The organism is Streptomyces sp. NPDC091289, from assembly GCF_044757365.1.
Classification (GTDB): domain Bacteria; phylum Actinomycetota; class Actinomycetes; order Streptomycetales; family Streptomycetaceae; genus Streptomyces.
This window is the reverse complement of record NZ_JBIVUT010000026.1, coordinates 40933-59441: the sequence shown is the minus strand read 5'-3', so window position 1 is coordinate 59441 and position 18509 is coordinate 40933. Positions and strand designations below refer to the sequence as shown.

16 protein-coding genes and 2 tRNA genes are annotated in these 18509 nt (G+C 70.7%); 10 read left to right on the top strand and 8 right to left on the bottom strand.

The annotated features are described in order from the left end of the window. Positions 1-9: 9 nt before the first annotated feature. Positions 10-765, top strand: a complete 756-nt coding sequence (locus ACIQPT_RS30160) for an AIM24 family protein (protein ID WP_401160419.1) — start codon at positions 10-12, stop codon at positions 763-765. Between the two features lie 97 nt (positions 766-862). On the opposite strand, the gene ACIQPT_RS30155 is transcribed toward ACIQPT_RS30160, so the two are convergent. Both ACIQPT_RS30155 and ACIQPT_RS30150 read right to left on the bottom strand, forming a co-directional pair. Continuing rightward, positions 863-1411 (bottom strand): NUDIX hydrolase, encoded by a 549-nt coding sequence (locus ACIQPT_RS30155; RefSeq protein ID WP_401160417.1) that lies wholly within the window; start codon positions 1409-1411, stop codon positions 863-865. Then, entirely contained in the window at positions 1408-2874 is a 1467-nt protein-coding gene (locus ACIQPT_RS30150) for a zinc-dependent metalloprotease (protein WP_401160415.1), read from the bottom strand. The genes ACIQPT_RS30155 and ACIQPT_RS30150 overlap by 4 nt, the downstream gene beginning before the upstream one ends. A 190-nt stretch (positions 2875-3064) precedes the next feature. On the opposite strand from ACIQPT_RS30150, the gene ACIQPT_RS30145 reads away from it, so the two are divergent. The 3 genes from ACIQPT_RS30145 to ACIQPT_RS30135 all read left to right on the top strand — a co-directional run bounded on the left by ACIQPT_RS30145 (position 3065) and on the right by ACIQPT_RS30135 (position 6304). Next, complete coding sequence (locus ACIQPT_RS30145) at positions 3065-4216, top strand: SDR family oxidoreductase (protein WP_401160413.1); 1152 nt, start codon at positions 3065-3067, stop codon at positions 4214-4216. A gap of 112 nt (positions 4217-4328) precedes the next feature. Further along, positions 4329-4790 carry a molybdenum cofactor biosynthesis protein MoaE gene (locus ACIQPT_RS30140; RefSeq protein WP_401160411.1) on the top strand — a complete coding sequence of 154 codons (462 nt, stop codon included), beginning with the start codon at positions 4329-4331 and terminating at the stop codon, positions 4788-4790. A gap of 398 nt (positions 4791-5188) precedes the next feature. Further along, the gene (locus ACIQPT_RS30135; protein WP_401160409.1) at positions 5189-6304 is read left to right on the top strand and encodes a PDZ domain-containing protein; all 1116 of its coding nucleotides are present in this window, start codon (positions 5189-5191) and stop codon (positions 6302-6304) included. A gap of 47 nt (positions 6305-6351) precedes the next feature. Here the strand turns inward: ACIQPT_RS30135 and ACIQPT_RS30130 are convergent, their stop codons facing one another. After that, the gene (locus ACIQPT_RS30130; RefSeq protein WP_401160407.1) at positions 6352-6912 is read right to left on the bottom strand and encodes a PPA1309 family protein; all 561 of its coding nucleotides are present in this window, start codon (positions 6910-6912) and stop codon (positions 6352-6354) included. Between the two features lie 137 nt (positions 6913-7049). Here ACIQPT_RS30130 and ACIQPT_RS30125 point away from each other — a divergent pair, with 137 nt between their 5' ends. The 4 genes from ACIQPT_RS30125 (at position 7050) to ACIQPT_RS30110 (ending at position 12694) form a co-directional block, all read left to right on the top strand. Next, entirely contained in the window at positions 7050-10085 is a 3036-nt protein-coding gene (locus ACIQPT_RS30125) for a UPF0182 family protein (RefSeq protein ID WP_401160538.1), read from the top strand. Positions 10086-10127: 42 nt separating this feature from the next. After that, a tRNA-Met gene (locus ACIQPT_RS30120) sits at positions 10128-10201 on the top strand. Positions 10202-10426: 225 nt separating this feature from the next. Further along, on the top strand, positions 10427-12520 hold the full coding sequence (locus ACIQPT_RS30115) for a tetratricopeptide repeat protein (RefSeq protein WP_401160405.1): 2094 nt from the start codon (positions 10427-10429) through the stop codon (positions 12518-12520). 100 nt (positions 12521-12620) lie between these two features. Further along, positions 12621-12694, top strand: a tRNA-Met gene (locus tag ACIQPT_RS30110). Positions 12695-12845: 151 nt separating this feature from the next. On the opposite strand, the gene ACIQPT_RS30105 is transcribed toward ACIQPT_RS30110, so the two are convergent. After that, positions 12846-13265: a Fur family transcriptional regulator gene (locus ACIQPT_RS30105; protein WP_010061558.1), complete on the bottom strand. Its 420-nt coding sequence runs from the start codon at positions 13263-13265 to the stop codon at positions 12846-12848. A 146-nt stretch (positions 13266-13411) separates the two neighbouring features. Between ACIQPT_RS30105 and ACIQPT_RS30100 the strand changes: the two genes are divergently transcribed. Continuing rightward, positions 13412-14881, top strand: a complete 1470-nt coding sequence (locus ACIQPT_RS30100) for a catalase (protein WP_401160536.1) — start codon at positions 13412-13414, stop codon at positions 14879-14881. A gap of 89 nt (positions 14882-14970) precedes the next feature. Here ACIQPT_RS30100 and ACIQPT_RS30095 read toward each other — a convergent pair whose 3' ends face one another. After that, the gene (locus ACIQPT_RS30095; RefSeq protein ID WP_401160403.1) at positions 14971-15369 is read right to left on the bottom strand and encodes a cyclic nucleotide-binding/CBS domain-containing protein; all 399 of its coding nucleotides are present in this window, start codon (positions 15367-15369) and stop codon (positions 14971-14973) included. A gap of 167 nt (positions 15370-15536) precedes the next feature. Beyond that, positions 15537-16337: a histidinol-phosphatase gene (gene hisN / locus ACIQPT_RS30090; protein ID WP_401160401.1), complete on the bottom strand. Its 801-nt coding sequence runs from the start codon at positions 16335-16337 to the stop codon at positions 15537-15539. Between the two features lie 124 nt (positions 16338-16461). On the opposite strand from hisN, the gene ACIQPT_RS30085 reads away from it, so the two are divergent. Next, positions 16462-17088 carry a TetR/AcrR family transcriptional regulator gene (locus ACIQPT_RS30085; RefSeq protein ID WP_401160399.1) on the top strand — a complete coding sequence of 209 codons (627 nt, stop codon included), beginning with the start codon at positions 16462-16464 and terminating at the stop codon, positions 17086-17088. On the opposite strand, the gene ACIQPT_RS30080 is transcribed toward ACIQPT_RS30085, so the two are convergent. Together ACIQPT_RS30080 and rsgA are read right to left on the bottom strand one after the other, a co-directional pair. Beyond that, a complete protein-coding gene (locus ACIQPT_RS30080) occupies positions 17045-17368 on the bottom strand; it encodes a multidrug efflux SMR transporter (protein WP_010061553.1) in 324 nt (107 codons plus the stop codon). The two genes, ACIQPT_RS30085 and ACIQPT_RS30080, sit on opposite strands and share 44 nt — an antisense overlap. A 121-nt stretch (positions 17369-17489) precedes the next feature. Continuing rightward, positions 17490-18506, bottom strand: coding sequence for a ribosome small subunit-dependent GTPase A (rsgA, locus tag ACIQPT_RS30075; protein ID WP_401160396.1), 1017 nt, complete (start codon positions 18504-18506; stop codon positions 17490-17492). Between the last annotated feature and the right edge of the window lie 3 nt (positions 18507-18509).

The window sequence follows — 18509 nt, the reverse complement described above, 5'->3', positions numbered from 1 at the left end:
GAACACATCATGCAGAGTCCGCTTTTCAGCCACACCGAGCAGCAGACCCAGGACCGGTACGCGATCCAGAACCCGCAGCTCCTGCGGGTCTCGCTGACCGGCCAGGACGACGTCCTCGCCCGCAAGGGCGCGATGGTCGCCTACCAGGGTCTGATGGACTTCGACGGGGAATACCAGTCCCAGGGCCAGCGGCGCGCCCGCGCGCACACCGGCGAGGGCCTCGACCTGATGCGCGTGTCCGGCCAGGGCACCGTCTACCTCGCCAACCTCGCGCAGTACATCCACGTCGTGGACGTCGACCGCGAGGGGATGACCGTGGACAGCTCCTACGTCCTCGCGCTCGACTCCTCGCTGCACACCGAGGTCATCGCGGTGGACAGCCAGTACGGGATCTCCGGCAGCGGCAAGTACCAGCTCAACATCACCGGCACCGGCAAGGTCGCCCTCATGACCTCCGGCCAGCCGCTGATGATGCAGGTCACGCCCGACAAGTACGTCAACGCCGACGCCGACGCGATCGTCGCCTGGTCCAGCTCCCTGCGCGTGCAGATGCAGGCCCAGACGCACTCCTCCGGTGTCTTCCGGCGGCGCGGCAACACCGGCGAGGGCTGGGAGCTGAGCTTCCTCGGCCAGGGCTTCGCCCTGGTCCAGCCGAGCGAGGTCATGCCTCCGCAGAGCGCCCAGATCGGCCAGGGCGTCGCCGCCCAGTTCGGCATGGGCCAGCAGGGCGCGCACGGCCAGAACCAGAACAACGCCTGGAACTGACCGGCACCCGCGGAGCACAGCGGTAAGCAGCGGTAAGCAGCGGTAAGGGGCGGCCTCCATGGAGGCCGCCCCTTACGCATGTCCGTTCAGCCCGCCGCTACAGCCGGGACCGCGTCGCTTCCAGCAGGCGCTCGACGGAGGTGTCGGCCACCCCGGGCACGTCCGCGTAGTCGAACCAGCGCAGCTCCAGGGACTCCTCGCTGATCCGCTCCACCGCACCGGCCGGAGCCAGGGCGGCGTACTGCACATCGAGGTGCCAGTTGCAGGGGGCCGGAATCGCGTGCCGGTCCAGCCGGACCGGTCCGCCGCGCAGCAGGGTGAGCCCCGTGATGCCGGACTCCTCCGTCGCCTCACGGAGCGCCGCCGCTTCCAGACCGGCGTCCTGCGGCTCGCAGTGGCCGCCCATCTGGAGCCACATCCGGAGCTTCCGGTGCAGGGTCAGCAGCACCTTCCCCCGCTCCGGATCGATCACCAGGGCGCTGGCCGTCACATGCCCGGCGCCGCACGCCTTCCACATGCCGTCGTCGTGCCGGGCCAGGTGATCCAGATAGATCCGGCGCAGCTCCGCCTGGTCGCCGTGCGTGTCCTCGGGGCCGTCGGGGCCGTAACCCTTCAGTACGAGGGTGGCGTCGTCGTGCAGCGTCACTGGTCGCGGCCGTCCTTGCCGTCCTCGTCGCCCTTGCCCTTGCCCTCGCCCTGATCGTCGGTGTCGGCGTCGGCCTCGGGGGCCTTCGGCCTGCCGGAGCGCCCCTCCGCCGCCTCGCCGAGCATCTTGTCCAGCTCGGAGAAGTCGGCCTGCTCGTGATGGACGAAGCCGTCCGGGTCATCCAGGTCGTGGGCCGTCGGCAGCATGTCCGGGTGGGACCAGAGCGCGTCCCGGCCTTCAAGACCCCGGGCGTCCGTGAGCGAGGCCCACAGGCGCGAGGCGTCCCGCAGCCGGCGCGGGCGCAGCTGGAGCCCGATGAGCGTGGCGAACGTCTGCTCGGCCGGTCCGCCGGAGGCACGGCGCCGACGCATCGTCTCGCGCAGCGCGTCGGCCGAGGTCAGCCGGGACTTCGCGGCCTCGTGGACCACCGCGTCCACCCAGCCCTCCACCAGGGCGAGAGCCGTCTCCAGACGGGCCAGGGACGCCTTCTGCTCGGGCGTGTCCTCCGGCTGGAACATGCCCTGCTGAAGGGCGTCCTGCAGCTGCTCCGGCTGGGAGGGGTCGAACTGGCCGACGACGTCCTCCAGCTTGCTGGTGTCGACCTTGATGCCGCGGGCGTACGCCTCGACGGCGCCGAACAGATGCGACCGCAGCCACGGCACATGGGCGAAGAGCCGCTGGTGGGCGGCCTCGCGCAGGGCCAGATACAGCCGGACCTCGTCCTGCGGGACGCTGAGGTCCTTGCCGAACTTCTCCACGTTCAGCGGGAGCAGCGCGGCCTTGCCCGCCGGCCCCAGCGGCAGCCCGATGTCGGTGGAACCCACCACCTCACCGGCCAGCGTGCCCACGGCCTGCCCGATCTGCTGGCCGAACATGGCGCCGCCCATGGAGCGCATCATGCCGATCAGCGGGCCCGCCATGGCCTGCATCTCCTCGGGCAGCACATCGCCCATCGCCAGGCCCACCCGCTCGGCCACCGGGTCGACCAGCTGCTGCCAGGCCGGCAGCGAGGCCTCGACCCACTCCGCGCGGCTCCACGCCACGGTGGAGACCGAACCGGAGGGCATCGACGTGACACCGTCCAGCCAGAGGTCCGCGAGCCGCAGCGCCTCGTCGACCGAGGTGCGCTCGGACGGGCCGACGCTGGCGTCCTTGGTGCCGTCCGGAGTGCCCTGCGAGACCGTCTGGCGGGCGATCTGCTTGGCCATGTCCCAGTTCACGGGACCGCCCTCGTAGCTCAGCATCTGGCCGAGCTGCTGGAAGGCCGCGCCGAGATCGTTCGGATTCATCGAGCCGAACATTGCGGCGAACGGGTTGTCCCCGCCCGCCCCCGGCCCGAATCCGAACGGGCCTCCGGGCCCGCCCGCGCTCTGCCCACCTTCGGTGGGGTCCTTCTTCTTGCCCTCGTCGCCGTTCTCCGGCTCCTCCGGCGGAAGGCCGAATCCGAATGGGGTGTCACTCACGGGTTTCCTCGGCTCGTAGGGCCGCCGGCTCGAACCGACGGCGACTGCCCGACATCACCATCCAGCGTAGACACCACGCCCGCTTCGGGCCTCAGTGCTCCGCCGACTCCCGGCCTGCGGCAGGATGGACGCCACCTGGTACGTACGCGTCATTCGGGTACGTACTGAAGACAACCGCTGGAGACGCCCGGTGAGTTCCCCAGATCCGCAGGTTCGCGCAGCGCGAAACCTGACCGACCCGTCGCCCGAGAGCACGCCCGAAAAGAAACGCCCCAGGAGCCCCAGAAATCGGGGCCCCGTCGTCGCGGTCACCGGCGCCGCCACCGGCATCGGCGAACTGCTGACCGCCCATCTCGCCGCTTCCGACGCGATCAAGCAGGTCATCGCGATCGACGAGCGCCGTGGAGAGGTCTCCGAGGCGACCTGGCACATCCTGGACGTACGGGATCCGGCCATCGCCGAGAAGCTGCGCGGCGCGGACGTCGTCGTGCACCTGGCCCTCGATCTCGACCTGGAGACCGACCCCGCCGCCCGCACCGCGTACAACGTACGCGGCACCCAGACCGTGCTCACCGCCGCGGCCGCCGTCGGGGTCCACCGGGTCGTGCTGTGCACCTCGGCGATGGTCTACGGGGCGCTCGCCGACAACGACGTGCCGCTCTCCGAGGACGCCGAGCTGCGGGCCACCGCGGAGGCCACCGGCGTCGGCGACCTCCTGGAGATCGAGCGGCTCGGCCGCCGGGCCCCGCGCGCCCACCCCGGGCTCAACGTCACCGTCGTGCGCCCCACCGTCCTGGTCGGCGGCACCGACACCGCCCTGACCCGCTACTTCGAGTCCCCGCGCCTCCTGGTCGTCGCCGGATCACGCCCCACCTGGCAGTTCTGCCACGTGGAGGACCTGGTCACGGCCCTGGAGTACGCCGCCCTGGAGAAGATCGACGGCGAGTTCGCGGTCGGCTGCGACGGCTGGCTGGAGCAGGAGGAGGTCGAGGAGCTCAGCGGCGTACGCAGGATGGAGCTGCCCTCCGCCGTCGCGCTCGGCGCCGCCGCCCGGCTGCACCGGATCGGCCTCACCCCGTCCCCGGCGGGCGACCTGGCGTACACGATGCACCCCTGGGTGGTCAGCGTCAGCCGGCTGCACGATGTGGGCTGGCGGCCGAAGTGGACGAACGAGGAGGTGCTCGGCGCCCTCCTCGAAGAGGTCGAGGGCCGCCACACGCTCGCCGGACGCCGCCTCGGCCGTAAGGACGCCACCGCCGCCGGAGCCGCCGGAGCCACGGTCGCCCTGCTCGGCGCCGCCGCCGTGGTCCGCCGCGCCCGCAAGGCCCGCCGCCGCATCTGACCGTCCACCGTCCACCGTGCCCGCGGGTCTGTAGGAGGCTCCAAACCGGCCGGTCGGCCGCCGGAAGAACAGGCAATTCCGAGATGTCGGTGCCGTACGGCACGATGGGAGCATGGCACGCACCCACGACCACCCCGGCGAGCACGCGGCAGCGGACCCCATCCGGCTGCTGGCGATCCGGGACGCCCCGCTCTCCGTCGACGAGGTCTTCCGGGCCGTCGGCGACGACGCGGCGGGCGGCATCGCGCTCTTCGTCGGCACCGTACGCAACCACGACTCCGGACAGGACGTCGGCGCGCTCGGCTATTCCTGTCACCCCTCGGCCGGGGACGAGCTGCGCCGAGTGGCGGAGAAGGTCGTCGCCGACTACCCGGTCCGTGCCCTGGCGGCCGTCCACCGAGTGGGTGAACTGGAGGTGGGCGATCTGGCCGTGGTCGTCGCCGTCGCCTGCCCGCACCGCGCCGAGGCCTTCGAGGCCTGCCGCAAGCTCATCGACGACCTCAAGCACGAGGTTCCGATCTGGAAGCACCAGCGTTTCTCGGACGGCACGGAGGAGTGGGTCGGAGCCTGCTGAGCGCAAACCGCCCCGGGGCGCATCAGCCCCGATTTGCGTAACCGCACCCCCGCCACGAGCGTTGGTCTTCCGGATCGTTAATCTGCTGATCGGGCATCCGGTCGCTCATGGGGTAGGGAGGTCGTGATGGCGGCACTCGCTTGGCTGTTGATTCCACTTTTCGCTGCTGTCGGCGGTGCGATATGGGCGAGTTGGGCTGCCCGCAATCGCACGACCGGCGATGTCACCGAACTCGCCGGCTACGCAAGGTTCCGAGACGCGATGGAGAAATCGCACTCCGGTTCCGAGGCTCTCTGAGACCGCAGCACGCCGCGTGACCACCTTCCGCCGCGTTCCGGTCGCCTCGTACGGACCGGCCCCGACGGTGCACTGACAGGCCCTTCCCGTACTGTCGTTCCATGCCACGCCGCACCGCGACGATGCTCGCTTCCGCCCTCGTCCTCATCGCGCTGCTCTGCGCAGGCGTGCTGATCAAAGTGCCGTTCGCGGAGATGTCTCCCGGACCGACGGTGAACACTCTCGGCGAAGCGCGTGGCGAGCCCGTACTGCAGATCACCGGCCGCAAGACCTACCCGGCCTCCGGCCATCTCAACATGACGACGGTCCGCGTCACCGGAGCGGACTACCGGATGAACATCTTCGAGGCCGTCCACGGCTGGCTGACCCACGACAACGTCGTGGTGCCGCACGACACGCTCTACCCGGACGGCAAGACCGAGGAGCAGTCCACCCAGGAGAACGCCGAGGAGTTCAGCCAGTCCCAGGAGAGCGCCAAGGTGGCCGCCCTGAAGGAGCTGAAGATCCCGGTTTCCACGCAGGTCGTGGTCTCCACGGTGGTCAAGGACAGTCCCTCCGAGGACAAGCTGCACGCGGGCGACGTGATCAAGGCCGTCGACGGCACCGCGGTGAAGGAGCCCGGCGACGTGGCGAAGCTCGTCACCAAGCACCAGCCGGGCGAGGACGTCACCTTCACCATCGTTCCGGCCAAGGAGGCCGCCGCGGCGGAGAAGGCCGGCCGGGAACCCGAGGGCGGCGAGAAGATCACCATCAGGACCGCGAAGGCTCCCGCCGCGGAAGGCGGCGGCGAGGAGGACGGGAAGGACCGGGCGATCGTCGGGATCAGGGCCGGGACGGACCACACGTTCCCGTTCGAGATCGACATCAAGCTCGCGGACGTCGGCGGGCCGAGCGCCGGGCTGATGTTCTCCCTGGGCATCATCGACAAGCTCACTCCGGGCGATCTGACCGGCGGCAAGTTCGTCGCGGGCACCGGCACCATCGACGAGGCGGGCAAGGTCGGCCCGATCGGCGGCATCAACATGAAGCTGGTCGGCGCGCGCAACGCCGGCGCCCGCTACTTCCTCACGCCCGACGACAACTGCGCCTCGGCCGCCGCCGACACACCGGACGGGCTCACCCTGGTGCGGGTCAAGACCATCGAGGACGCCACGAAGTCGCTGGAGCAGATCCGCGCGGGGAAGACCGCCGGCCTGCCGAGCTGCTCGACCGGCTGACGGCCGCGCCGCCCGGGACCCTGCGACGGCCCCGGGCAGCGGCCGGATCAGGACTCGAACGTCGCGGCGAGGGCCTCGGCGAGGCCGGGCACCAGACCGGCGCCGGTCAGCACCTCGGTGGGGGAGTCCTTCTCGCGCAGCCGTACGGCGGACTCGCGGGCCCCGTCCCGCAGGACGGCCACGGTCATCCGCACCTCCTGCCGGTCGGGGTGCTTGGCCACCCACTGGGTCAGCTGCTTGTCGCTGAGACCTTCCGGTACGGAGGTCTCGGCGGACGGCGGCAGCATCAGCCGCTCCACCGTCATGGCGCAGCCGACCACGGCGTCGGGCCAGGCGATCGTGCCGAGGAAGTCGTCGAGCGCGGTGCCCGGGGGAAGTTCGTCCTGCTCGATCGGGGTGAGCGCGGCGACGGAGGAGCTGGGGTCCTCAAGGCCCAGCTGAGCGGCGAGATTGGGCTCCTGGACCCGCAGCTGTGCGGTGTCGACCAGGGCGAACAGCCGGGCGGGCTGGTCCCAGCCGAGCGTGGAGGCGTAGGCGTCGATTTCGAGGACGGCGACGGTGAGCGGACTCGCGGCCATCGGGGGTCCTGCGGGGGAAACGTTGGGCATGGGCAATATCCTGCCTCCTTCCGCCCCCGGAACGGGAACTAGGTAAAGCCTTAGTAAGTTGCATAGGTGGGCTCTAGGATCGCTGGGCCTGTCTCCACACGACCGCGAACTTCGAGGTGCGCACGTTGGCTTTCCAGATGCCGGACCGCGGCGGAGGCCCGACAGGGCCACGGATCAGAGTCGGCCGCCCGTCCCGGCGCGCCCGTACCCTGCTCATGACTTTGGGTGTCCTGGCGGTTCTCGCCATGGCCTTCGTCATGTTCGCCGGGTTCTGGACGGACTGGCTCTGGTACAGGTCGGTCGCGTATTCATCCGTCTTCACCACCACCCTGTGGACCAAGATCGGGCTGTTCCTCGTCTTCGGACTGCTGATGGCGCTCGCCATCGGTGTGAACATCTGGCTCGCGCACCGGCTCAGGCCGCCGCTGAGCGCGATGTCGCTGGAACAGCAGAGCCTGGACCGCTACCGCATGAGCATCGCCCCCTACAAGAAGTGGGTGCTGCTCGCCGTCACGGCGCTCGTCGGACTGATCGCCGGAGCATCCGCCTCCGGCCAGTGGCGCACGTGGCTGATGTACGTCAACGGCGTGGCGTTCGGGCAGAAGGACCCCCAGTTCCAGCTGGATGTCTCCTTCTACGCCTTCGACCTGCCGTGGTACCGCTTCATGCTGGGCTTCGGCTTCGCGGCGACGGTGCTCTCGCTGATCGCCGCCGCGCTGACCCACTATCTGTACGGCGGGCTGCGCATCACCAGCCCCGGCGCCCGCGCCACCGGGGCGGCCACCGGCCACCTCTCGGTGCTGCTCGGCGTCTTCGTCTCCCTGAAGGCCGTGGCGTACTGGCTCGACCGGTACGGGCTGGCCGTGAAGTCCAGTGACTTCAAGGCCACCGACAACTGGACGGGCCTGCGGTACGTCGACGCCAACGCCTATCTCCCGGCGAAGACCATCCTGTTCTGCATCGCCGCGATCTGCGCGGTGCTGTTCTTCGCGACGCTGTGGCGCCGCACCTGGCAGCTCCCGGTCATCGGCTTCGGCCTGATGGTGCTCTCGGCGATCCTGATCGGCGGGCTCTACCCGGCGATCGTGCAGAAGTTCCAGGTCCAGCCGAACGAGCAGGCCAAGGAAGCGCCGTTCATCAAGAAGAACATCAATGCCACACGCGACGCGTACGACATCGATGACGCCAAGGTGGATGACTACGACGGTCAGTCGACGACGAACGACGACACCAAGCTGCGGGCCGCGGCCAACACCGCCGCCAGCTACCGGGTGATGGACCCCAACGTCGTCTCCCCGGCCTTCCAGCAGCTCCAGCAGCGGAGGAACTACTACCAGTTCCCCAAGACGCTGGACGTCGACCGCTACAAGGGCAAGGACGGCAAGGAGCAGGACACCGTCATCGGCCTGCGTGAGCTGAACATCCAGGGCCTGCCCAAGCGGAACTGGATCAACGACCACTTCACGTACACCCACGGCTACGGCGCCATCGCGGCCCGCGGCACCACCACCGGCACCAACCCGACGGGGTCTCCGGACTTCACCGAGTCGGGTCTGCCCTCCACCGGTGAGTTCGGGAAGTACGAGCAGCGGATCTACTACGGCGAGAAGACCGAGCAGTACTCCATCGTCGGCGGGCCCCAGAAGGAGCTCGACTACGAGGAGGACGGCGAGAAGACCACCAGCTACGAGGGCGACAGCGGGGTCAGTCTCTCCAACGCCTTCAACCGTGCCGCGTACGCGGTCTCCTTCAGTGAGCCGCAGATCATGTATTCGGGAGCCATCGGTGACGGCTCGCGGATCCTGTACAACCGCACGCCCAAGGAGCGCGTCGAGGCGGTCGCCCCGTGGCTGACCATCGACGGCGACGCCTACCCGGCGGTCGTCGACGGCCGGATCCAGTGGATCGTCGACGCGTACACCACGAGCAACGGTTACCCGTACGCGTCCCGGACGACGCTCGGCGACACCACGGCCGACTCGCTGACCACCAACCAGCGCGCGGTCGTCGCCCAGCAGAACCAGGTCAACTACATCCGCAACTCGGTGAAGGCCACCGTCGACGCGTACGACGGCAAGGTCAAGCTCTTCGAGTGGGACACCAAGGACCCGGTCCTCAAGACCTGGCGCAAGGCGTTCCCGGGCACCGTCAAGGCCCGTGCGGACATCCCGCAGGAGCTCATGGACCACCTGCGGTATCCGCAGGACCTCTTCAAGGTCCAGCGCGAGCTGCTCACCCGCTACCACGTCGAGGACCCCGCGCAGTTCTACAGCGGTTCCGACGCGTGGCAGGTGCCGGACGACCCGACCAACAAGGAGCCGGGCTCCGTTCCGCCGTACTACCTGAGCATGAAGATGCCGGGCGAACAGGCGCAGCAGTTCTCGCTGACCACCACGTTCACCCCCAGAGGGCGCCCCAACCTGGGGGCGTTCATGGCGGTGAACGCGGACGCGGCCAGCAAGGACTACGGCACCATGCGGCTGCTACGGGTCACCTCCACGGTGAAGGGCCCGGGCCAGGTACAGAGTGAGCTCAACGGCAACGACGACGTCGCCGAGTTCGTGAGGAACCTCAAGGGCACCGACTCGGACATCGAGTACGGGAACCTGCTGACGGTTCCGCTGGAGGGCGGGTTCCTCTACATCGAGCCGGTCTACACGCGCGGTGGCAACCAGAACTACCCGCTGCTGCGCAAGGTGGCCGCCTCGTACGGCTCGAAGATCGTCTTCGAGAACAACCTCAAGGACGCGCTCAACGCGGTCTTCGGGGTCGAGGACGACGGGGCCACGACCCCGCCCGACGCCGATGATCCGCCGGGCGAGACCGATCAGCCCCCGGCCACCGGCAGCGCAGCGCTCAAGAAGGCCATCGCGGACGCCCAGAAGGCGTACTCCGACGGTGAGAAGGCGCTGAAGGAGCAGGACTGGCCGGCTTACGGCAAGGCCCAGGAGGCTCTCCAGGAGGCCCTGGAACGAGCCGCCGCCGCGCAGCCCAAGGCGGGCAGCGAGGGGGACAAGGCCGACAACGCCGAGAAGCCGGCGGGTGACGCCAAGCCGGACAGCTCGGCCGAGCCCGCGTCCGCCACGAAGCCGGCGGACGCGGACAAGGCGGATCCGGCGAGGAAGCCCGATGCGGCCGACGGAGCCGAGAAGGGCTCCGACCAGGGCAGCTGAGCAGAATCCACCCCGCGTCGTGGTACGGTTTGAACACAACGACGCGGGGTGGAGCAGCTCGGTAGCTCGCTGGGCTCATAACCCAGAGGTCGCAGGTTCAAATCCTGTCCCCGCTACTGAAAAGACGAAGGCCCGGATCCCAAGGGATCCGGGCCTTCGTCATGTCCGTCGTGCGTGAGGCCGTGTCTATCCCAGGCTGTGAGCGTGAAGTGCGGTTCGCTGGGCAGCAGTTGCTTCCGGACGTGTTTGACTTGTCTCCCTGTGGGCATGTCGACAAAACGCTGTAGTGACCTCACTGGCCGCGATATACCAGGTGTACGCGGGTTACAGGTGGTGCGACGATGGTATTTATGGGGGACAGGGCAACTCTGTTGGAGACAGGGCGGTTTGTGCAGCAGCGCGGCCAAGATGTGGAAAGCGCGGTAGACGCGGCTTTCGCCGCTGCCATCGCCGGGGCGGGCGCACCGGTCCAGCGGACCGGCGCCACCGACCCGAGCCCCGTCGCGAGCACGTCCGACGAGGACACCACGGACGCGGTCGACGCCGCGGACAGCGCCGAGAGCGAGGCGCGCCACCGACGCGCCGCCGATGCGGGGGACACCGCGTCCATGAGCGTCCTGGGCGCGCTGCTGCTGCGCCGGGGTGAGCTGGACAGCGCCGAGCGGTATCTGCGCGCCGCCACCGCCGACGGGGACCGGGCCGCCGCGAACAACCTGGGCGTCCTGCTCCATCAGCGCGGCTACCCGGACGAGGCCGCGGGCTGGTGGCGCATCGCCGCCGTGGCCGGCTCCGCCGCCGCCGCGCACGCGCTCGGCCGGCACTTCCGCGAGCGCGGCGACGAGCCCGGCGCGGAGTACTGGCTGCGCCAGTCCGCCGAGCAGGGGCACGCGCTGGGCGCGTACGCGCTGGCCGACCTGCTGGAGCACCGCAGCGACGTCGGCGCCGAGCGCTGGCTGCGCGCCGCCGCTGAGCAGGGGCACCGGGAGGCCGCCTACCGACTGGCCCGCACCCTGGAGCGGAATGCCGTCGATGACCCGCACGACGCCTTCGGCCTGGGCCGGAGTGCCACTTCCGGACGAACCGGAACCGGCCTCGGACTGCCCGGAGGCCTGCCCACGCCCACGCCCACGCCCACGCCCACGCCCACACCCGCTCCCGACGCGCGGGAGTCCGGTGCGAAGAGCGCGACCGACGGCGACAGCCCCGTGGCGGGGCCCGCGGCCGGCCGGGTCGGCGAGGCCGAGCAGTGGTACCGCCAGGCCGCCGCCCGGGGCCACCGGCGTGCCGCCCTGCACCTCGGCGCGATCCTGGAGCAGCGCGGCGAGCTCAAGGAGGCCGGACGCTGGTACCTCACCTCCGCCAAGGACGGCGAGCCGCGCGCCGCCTGCGCGCTGGGCTTCCTGCTGCGCGACGCGGGCGACGAGGAGAGCGCCGCCGTGTGGTGGCTGCGCGCTGCCCAGGACGGCGACGGCAACGCCGCCAACGCACTCGGCGCACTGCACGCCGCACGCGGTGAGCAGCAGACCGCCGAGCGCTGGTACCGGGCCGCGATGGACGCCGGTGACGTCAACGGGGCGTACAACCTCGGGCTGCTCTGCGCCGCCCAGGACCGTACCCCGCAGGCCGAGCAGTGGTATCGCCGCGCCGCCTACGCCGGACATCGCGAGGCCGCCAACGCGCTCGCGGTGCTGCTGCTCCAGGCGGGCGACCACACCGGCGCCGAGCCCTGGTTCTCCAAGGCGGCCGAGGCGGGCAGCGTCGACGCGGCCTTCAACCTCGGCATCCTGCACGCCGGGCGCGACGAGGACCGTACGGCGCTGGGCTGGTACGAGCGCGCCGCGGCCGCCGGGCACACCGACGCCGCGCTCCAGGTCGGCATGGCCCTGCTGCGGGACGGCGACGACCGGGAGGCCGAGCGGCATCTGCGCTGCGCCGCGGGCGGCGGCAGCGCCGAGGCCGCGTTCCGGCTGGCCGGAGTGCTGGACGCGCGCCAGCCGCCGCCGGGACCGCCCGCGCTGGGCGAGCCGATGCCGGAGAAGACCGAGTGCGAGGAGTGGTACGAGCGGGCCGCCCAGCAGGGCCACCGCCGCGCCCAGGTCCGGGTCGGCATGCTCGCCGCCGCCCGCGGGGACGTGGAGAGCGCCGCCCACTGGTACCGGGAGGCGGCCGAGGCGGGCAGCCGCAACGGGGCCTTCAACCTCGGGCTGCTGCTGGCCCGCGAGGGCAGCGAGCGCGAGGCCGCCCTGTGGTGGAGCCGGGCGGCCGGCGCCGGACACGGCCGGGCCGCGCTGCGTCTGGCGCTCCTCGCCGCCCGGCGGGGCGAGCTCACCGAGGGGCAGCGCTGGTGCGCGCGGGCGGTGGAGCTGGGCCCGGCCGAGGTGGCCGAGCGGGCCGCACGGCTGCGCGAGGCGCTGCACCAGGAGCTGACCGCGTAACACCGCAATCGCCGCCTGACGCCGGAAAACCGGGGCCCAGGAGGCCGGTGTGAAGGAATTTGCGCCGTACGACCCGCTGGCGTAATGTTGCATTCACCGACGCGGGGTGGAGCAGCTCGGTAGCTCGCTGGGCTCATAACCCAGAGGTCGCAGGTTCAAATCCTGTCCCCGCTACTGAAGACGAAGGCCCGGATCTCATCGAGATCCGGGCCTTCGTCATGTCCGGCGACCGGCACAAAGAGACGACCAGTAGAAGAGGCGACCGGCACAAGACAAGAGCCGGGCCCGCCTGTTCGACAGGCGGGCCCGGACGTGTCTGGTCGGCTCAGGCGGTGGCGGCGCAGTTCGGGCAGATGCCGCGGTACGTCACCTCGACGCCGGAGACCATGAAGCCGTAGCGCTCGTCCGTCGGCAGGTCCGCCAGCGGGTTGCCCGCGGGGTGCACGTCCCGGATCGCGCCGCACTGCGCGCACACCAGGTGGTGGTGCGGGCGGTGCGCGTTCGGGTCGTAGCGCTTGGCCCGGCGGTCGGTGGAGACCTCCAGCACCTCACCCAGGGACACCATCTCGCCGAGGGTGTTGTAGACGGTGGCGCGCGAGATCTCGGGCAGCCGGGAAACGGCCCTCGCGTGGACCTCGTCCGCCGTCAGGTGTACGTGGTCCCCGTCGAGGACCTCGGCCACGACACGCCGCTGCGCCGTCATACGCCAGCCGCGTCCACGAAGTCGTTCCAGCAGGTCGCTCATGCAGCCCAGCCTAACAGTGGAGGGACCGAGTCCCGATCGAGTGTGACTTTGGATGCTCACTTGACTTAGACAATGTCCATTGTAGGATCGAGACCGGCATACGCCAAGGGACAGGGCTGTACAGAGGACAGAAGGCTGTGCAGGACATGACGCAGGAGGCGCACGTGACGCAGGGACCGCTCACCACGGAGGCCGGGGCTCCGGTCGCGGACAACCAGAACAGTGAGACCGCGGGCGCGGGCGGTCCGGTTCTCGTCCAGGACCAGGCGCTGCTGGAGAAGCTCGCCCACTTCAACCGCGAGCGCATCCCGGAGCGCATCGTGCACGCCCGCGGCGCCGGTGCGTACGGCACGTTCACGCTGACCCGCGACGTCTCGCAGTGGACCCGGGCGAAGTTCCTCTCCGAGGTCGGCAAGCAGACCGAGACCTTCCTGCGCTTCTCCACCGTCGCGGGCAACCTCGGCTCCGCCGACGCCGTGCGCGACCCCCGCGGCTTCGCGCTGAAGTTCTACACCGAAGAGGGCAACTACGACCTCGTCGGCAACAACACCCCGGTGTTCTTCATCAAGGACGCCATCAAGTTCCCCGACTTCATCCACACCCAGAAGCGCGACCCGTACACGGGCTCGCAGGAGGCGGACAACGTCTGGGACTTCTGGGGTCTGTCGCCCGAGTCGACGCACCAGGTGACCTGGCTCTTCGGCGACCGCGGCATCCCGGCCACGCTGCGCCACATGAACGGGTACGGCTCGCACACCTACCAGTGGAACAACGAGGCCGGCGAGGTCTTCTGGGTCAAGTACCACTTCAAGACCGACCAGGGCATCGAGAACCTCACCCAGGGCGAGGCCGACAAGCTCGCCGGCGAGGACCCCGACAGCCACCAGCGTGATCTCCGTGAGGCGATCGAGCGCGGTGACTTCCCGTCCTGGACGGTGCAGGTCCAGATCATGCCCGCGGCGGACGCGGCCGGCTACCGCTTCAACCCGTTCGACCTCACCAAGGTGTGGCCGCACGCGGACTACCCGCCGATCGAGATCGGCAAGCTGGAGCTCAACCGCAACCCGGAGAACATCTTCGCCGAGGTCGAGCAGTCGATCTTCAGCCCCGCCCACTTCGTGCCGGGCATCGGCCCCTCCCCGGACAAGATGCTCCAGGGCCGCCTCTTCGCGTACGGCGACGCCCACCGCTACCGCGTCGGCATCAACGCCGACCACCTGCCGGTGAACCGCCCGCACGCCACCGAGGCGCGGACCAACAGCCGGGACGGCTTCCTCTACGACGGCCGTCACAAGGGCGCCAAGAACTACGAGCCGAACAGCTTCGGCGGCCCGTTCCAGACCGACCGGCCGCTGTGGCAGCCGCTCCCGGTCACCGGCGCCACCGGTAACACCGAGGCCCCCGCCCATGCCGAGGACAACGACTTCGTGCAGGCGGGCGACCTCTACCGGCTCTTCTCCGAGGACGAGAAGGTCCGGCTGATCGAGAACCTCGCCGGGTTCATCGCCAAGGTCTCGCGCGACGACATCGCCGAGCGCGCGGTCAACAACTTCCGCCAGGCGGACGGCGACTTCGGCAAGCGGCTGGAAGCCGCGGTCCAGGCCCTTCGCGGCTGACCGGACGCCTGTCGTCGACCGGTGGGCCGGACCTCCTCGCGGGGGTCCGGCCCACCGGTCGTTCCGGAGCCCCGCCGGTGCCCGGGGCGTCAGCCGGCGGCCGCGACCGTACGGCGCACGGGCGCCCAGCAGCGGATGATGTCGCGCACCGACACGATGCCCACCGGGCCGTCTCCGTCCAGCACGATCAGATGCCGGAACCCGCCGTGCGTCATGGCTTCCGCGGCCTCCTCCAGGGTCCAGGCCGGGGCGGCGAACACCACGTCGGTGGTGGTGTGGGCGGACGCGGTCTCCCGGTCGGGGTCCAGCCCCGATCCGACCGCGTCGAGGATGTCGCGCTCGGTGATGATGCCGAGTCCGCAGGTGTCCGGGTCGTGGACGACAGCTGCCCCGATACGGCGGGCCGACATCAGCCGGGCCGCCTGGCGGAGCGTGTGGGTGGGGCCGATGGTGAGGACCACCGTGCTCATGGCGTCACGGACGAGCATGAAACGAGCCACCTCCTCGGTGAGTCGACTCTGTGAGTCGATTCACAAGTTCACAAGTGGGGGGACTCTCAGAGTTGCACCCTTGGGGCGGGTCGACAAGGGGTGGACGGGCGTGCACCGGGGGAGTGCGCGAGCACGCGCCGCACCCCCGGTGACCGGCCCGGGTCTCAGTAGCGCTGGTTGAGGTAGCCCAGCAGCTCGTCGTGGAGCGGCCCGTTCGAGGCCGCCGCGTTTCCGCCGCCCGGACCGTCCACGCCGTCCAGCGAGGTGAACCGGCCGCCCGCCTCCTGCACGATGATCGCGGTCGCCGCCATGTCCCACAGCGACAGCTCCGGCTCCGCGCAGATGTCCACGGAACCCTCCGCGACCATCATGTACGGCCAGAAATCGCCGTATCCCCGCGTCCGCCAGCAGGCCCGGGTGAGATCCAGGAGGCCGTCGAGGCGGCCCTGCGCCTCCCAGCCGGCCAGGGAGGAGAACGCGAACGAGGCGTCGGCGATCCGCTCCACCTTCGACACCTGCATCCGGGTCGCGGAGGTGAGGCTGCGGCCGGTGAACGCGCCCGCGCCCTTCGCCGCCCACCAGCGCCGGTTCAGCGCGGGCGCGGAGACCACGCCCATCACCGGCTGGAAGCCGTTCTCGCCGGCCTCCATCAGCGAGATCAGCGTGGCCCACACCGGCACGCCGCGCACATAGTTCTTGGTGCCGTCGATCGGGTCGATCACCCAGCGCCGCGGTCCGCTGCCCTCGATCCCGTACTCCTCGCCCAGGATCGCGTCCCTCGGGCGGGCTCGATGCAGGTGGCCCCGGATCAGCTCCTCGGCGGCCTTGTCGGCCTCGCTCACCGGCGTCATGTCCGGCTTGGTCTCCACCTTCAGGTCGAGCGCCTTGAACCGGTCCATCGTCGTCGCGTCGGCGGCGTCCGCCAGTACGTGGGCGAGGCGCAGATCATCGTGGTAGTCGGGCATGCCGTCACAGTATCCAGCGCGGTCGGCCGCGGGCTACAGCGCCCCCGCCGCCCCCGGGACCCTTGACAGCCCCCGGGAGCGCGTCAACTCTGAACCGCAGGGTCCCGGGGCGGGGGTGGCGACGATGCCGACAGCGCGGCAGGCACTGCTGGACGCCGCCCTCCGGGCGCTCGCCGACCGGCCCTGGCACACCGTGCGGATGGTCGACGTCGCCGCTCTGGCCGGCGTCTCACGGCAGACCCTCTACAACGAGTTCGGCACCAAGAGCGGACTGGCCGGGGCCCTGCTGCGCCGGGCCGCCGACGGCTATCTCGCCGGGGTGGACCGCGCCCTGACCGCCCCCGCGCCCGACCGTCCGGCCGCCGTCGCGCTGTGGACCGTACGGGCCGCCCGCCAGGACGCGCTCGTCAAGGCGCTGCTCACGGGGCACTGGGCCGAGGGGCTGCCCCGCCCGGACCGTGGTCCGGGCTCCCAAGGGCGTACGGGCGGGAGACTGCCGCCGCCGGCCCCCGGGGAGCTGCTCGCGCTGGTACGGGACCGGCTGGCGGCCGCGGTGCCCGAGGCGGCCGCCGGGCGCTGCGAGATCGCGCTACGCCTCGCGCTGTCCTGTGTGATCGTCCCGGTGCCGGGCGACGACACCGCGGACAGCCGGGCGCTCCGCCTCGTCCGGGAGGCGTCGCGGCCGGTGGTTCAGGGGGCGGCGGGTCTCAGTGGGCGGAGCCGGACAGCTGGAGGCCGATCACACCGATGATCACCAGCGAGATCGACACCAGCTTCAGCGTGGAGACCACGTCACCGAGGAAGATCATGCCGTAGATCGCGGTCCCGGCCGCCCCGATCCCGGTCCACACAGCGTACGCCGGACCGACGTCCAGCTTTTTCAGCGCCAGGGTCAGCAGACCGAAACTGCCGAGCGCGAACGCGGCGAACGCGATCGTCGGCCAGAGCCGGGTGAATCCGTGGGAGAGCTTCAGACACACGGCGAAGCCGGTCTCCAGCAGTCCTGCGACCACGACCAGCAGCCAGGGCATCGTCGGTTGCCTCCCGCATAGGTGACGGCTTCGTCCCGCTCGGTGCGATTATGCCTTTACCAGTCGTTGAAGCTCGCAAACATGCCCGCGCCGTCGCGGCCGATTCCGGCCGCATGCGCCGTCAGTCGCCCTCGCGCCGTTCCCGGGTCGCGAGCAGCCTGCGCAGGGAGTCCAGCCGTGCCGGGTCGGCGTGCCCCTCGGCCACCCAGGCGTCCAGCGCGCATTCGGGCTGGTTCTCGTCGTGGGTGCAGCCGCGCGGGCAGTTCTCGGTGCCCGGCTGGAGGTCGGGGAAGGCGTTGATGACCCGGGACGGGTCGACGTGGTGCAGCCCGAAGGACCGCACGCCCGGGGTGTCGACCACCCAGCCCCGGTCGCCGGGCAGCGGCAGCGCGAGTGCCGAGGTGGTGGTGTGCCGGCCCCGGCCGGTGACCGCGTTGACGATGCCCGTGGTCCGCCGCCTGTCCTTCGGCACCAGGGCGTTGACCAGCGTCGTCTTGCCGACCCCGGAGTGCCCGACGAAGGCGGTGACCCGGTCGTTGAGGAACGCGCGCACCTGGTCCGCCGCGTCCCCGCTCTCCAGCTCCTCACGGCTGGTCACGATGTACGGGACGCCGAGCGGGGTGTACGCCTCCAGCAGCTTGTCCGGTGACGCCAGATCGGACTTGGTCAGCACCAGGAGCGGGGTGAGCCCGCCGTCGTACGCCGCCACCAGACAGCGGTCGATCATGCGCGGGCGCGGCTCCGGGTCGGCCAGCGCGGTGACGATCGCCAGCTGGTCCGCGTTGGCGACGACCACGCGCTCGTACGGATCGTCGTCGTCGGCCGTGCGGCGCAGCACCGTACGGCGCGGGGAGATGCGCACGATCCGGGCCAGGGTGTCCTTCTCGCCGGAGAGATCGCCGACGATGGAGACGGTGTCGCCCACCACGGCGGCCTTGCGCCCCAGCTCGCGGGCCTTCATCGCCACCACGGTCCGGCCCTCGACGAGGCAGGTGAGCCGGCCCCGGTCGACGGTGAGGACCATGCCGTCCTCGGCGTCCTCGTGTTTGGGCCGGATGTGCGTACGCGGCCGGTTGCCCTTGCGGTTGGGGCGGACGCGGATGTCGTCCTCGTCGGGGTTCTTCCCGTAGCGGCGCATCTT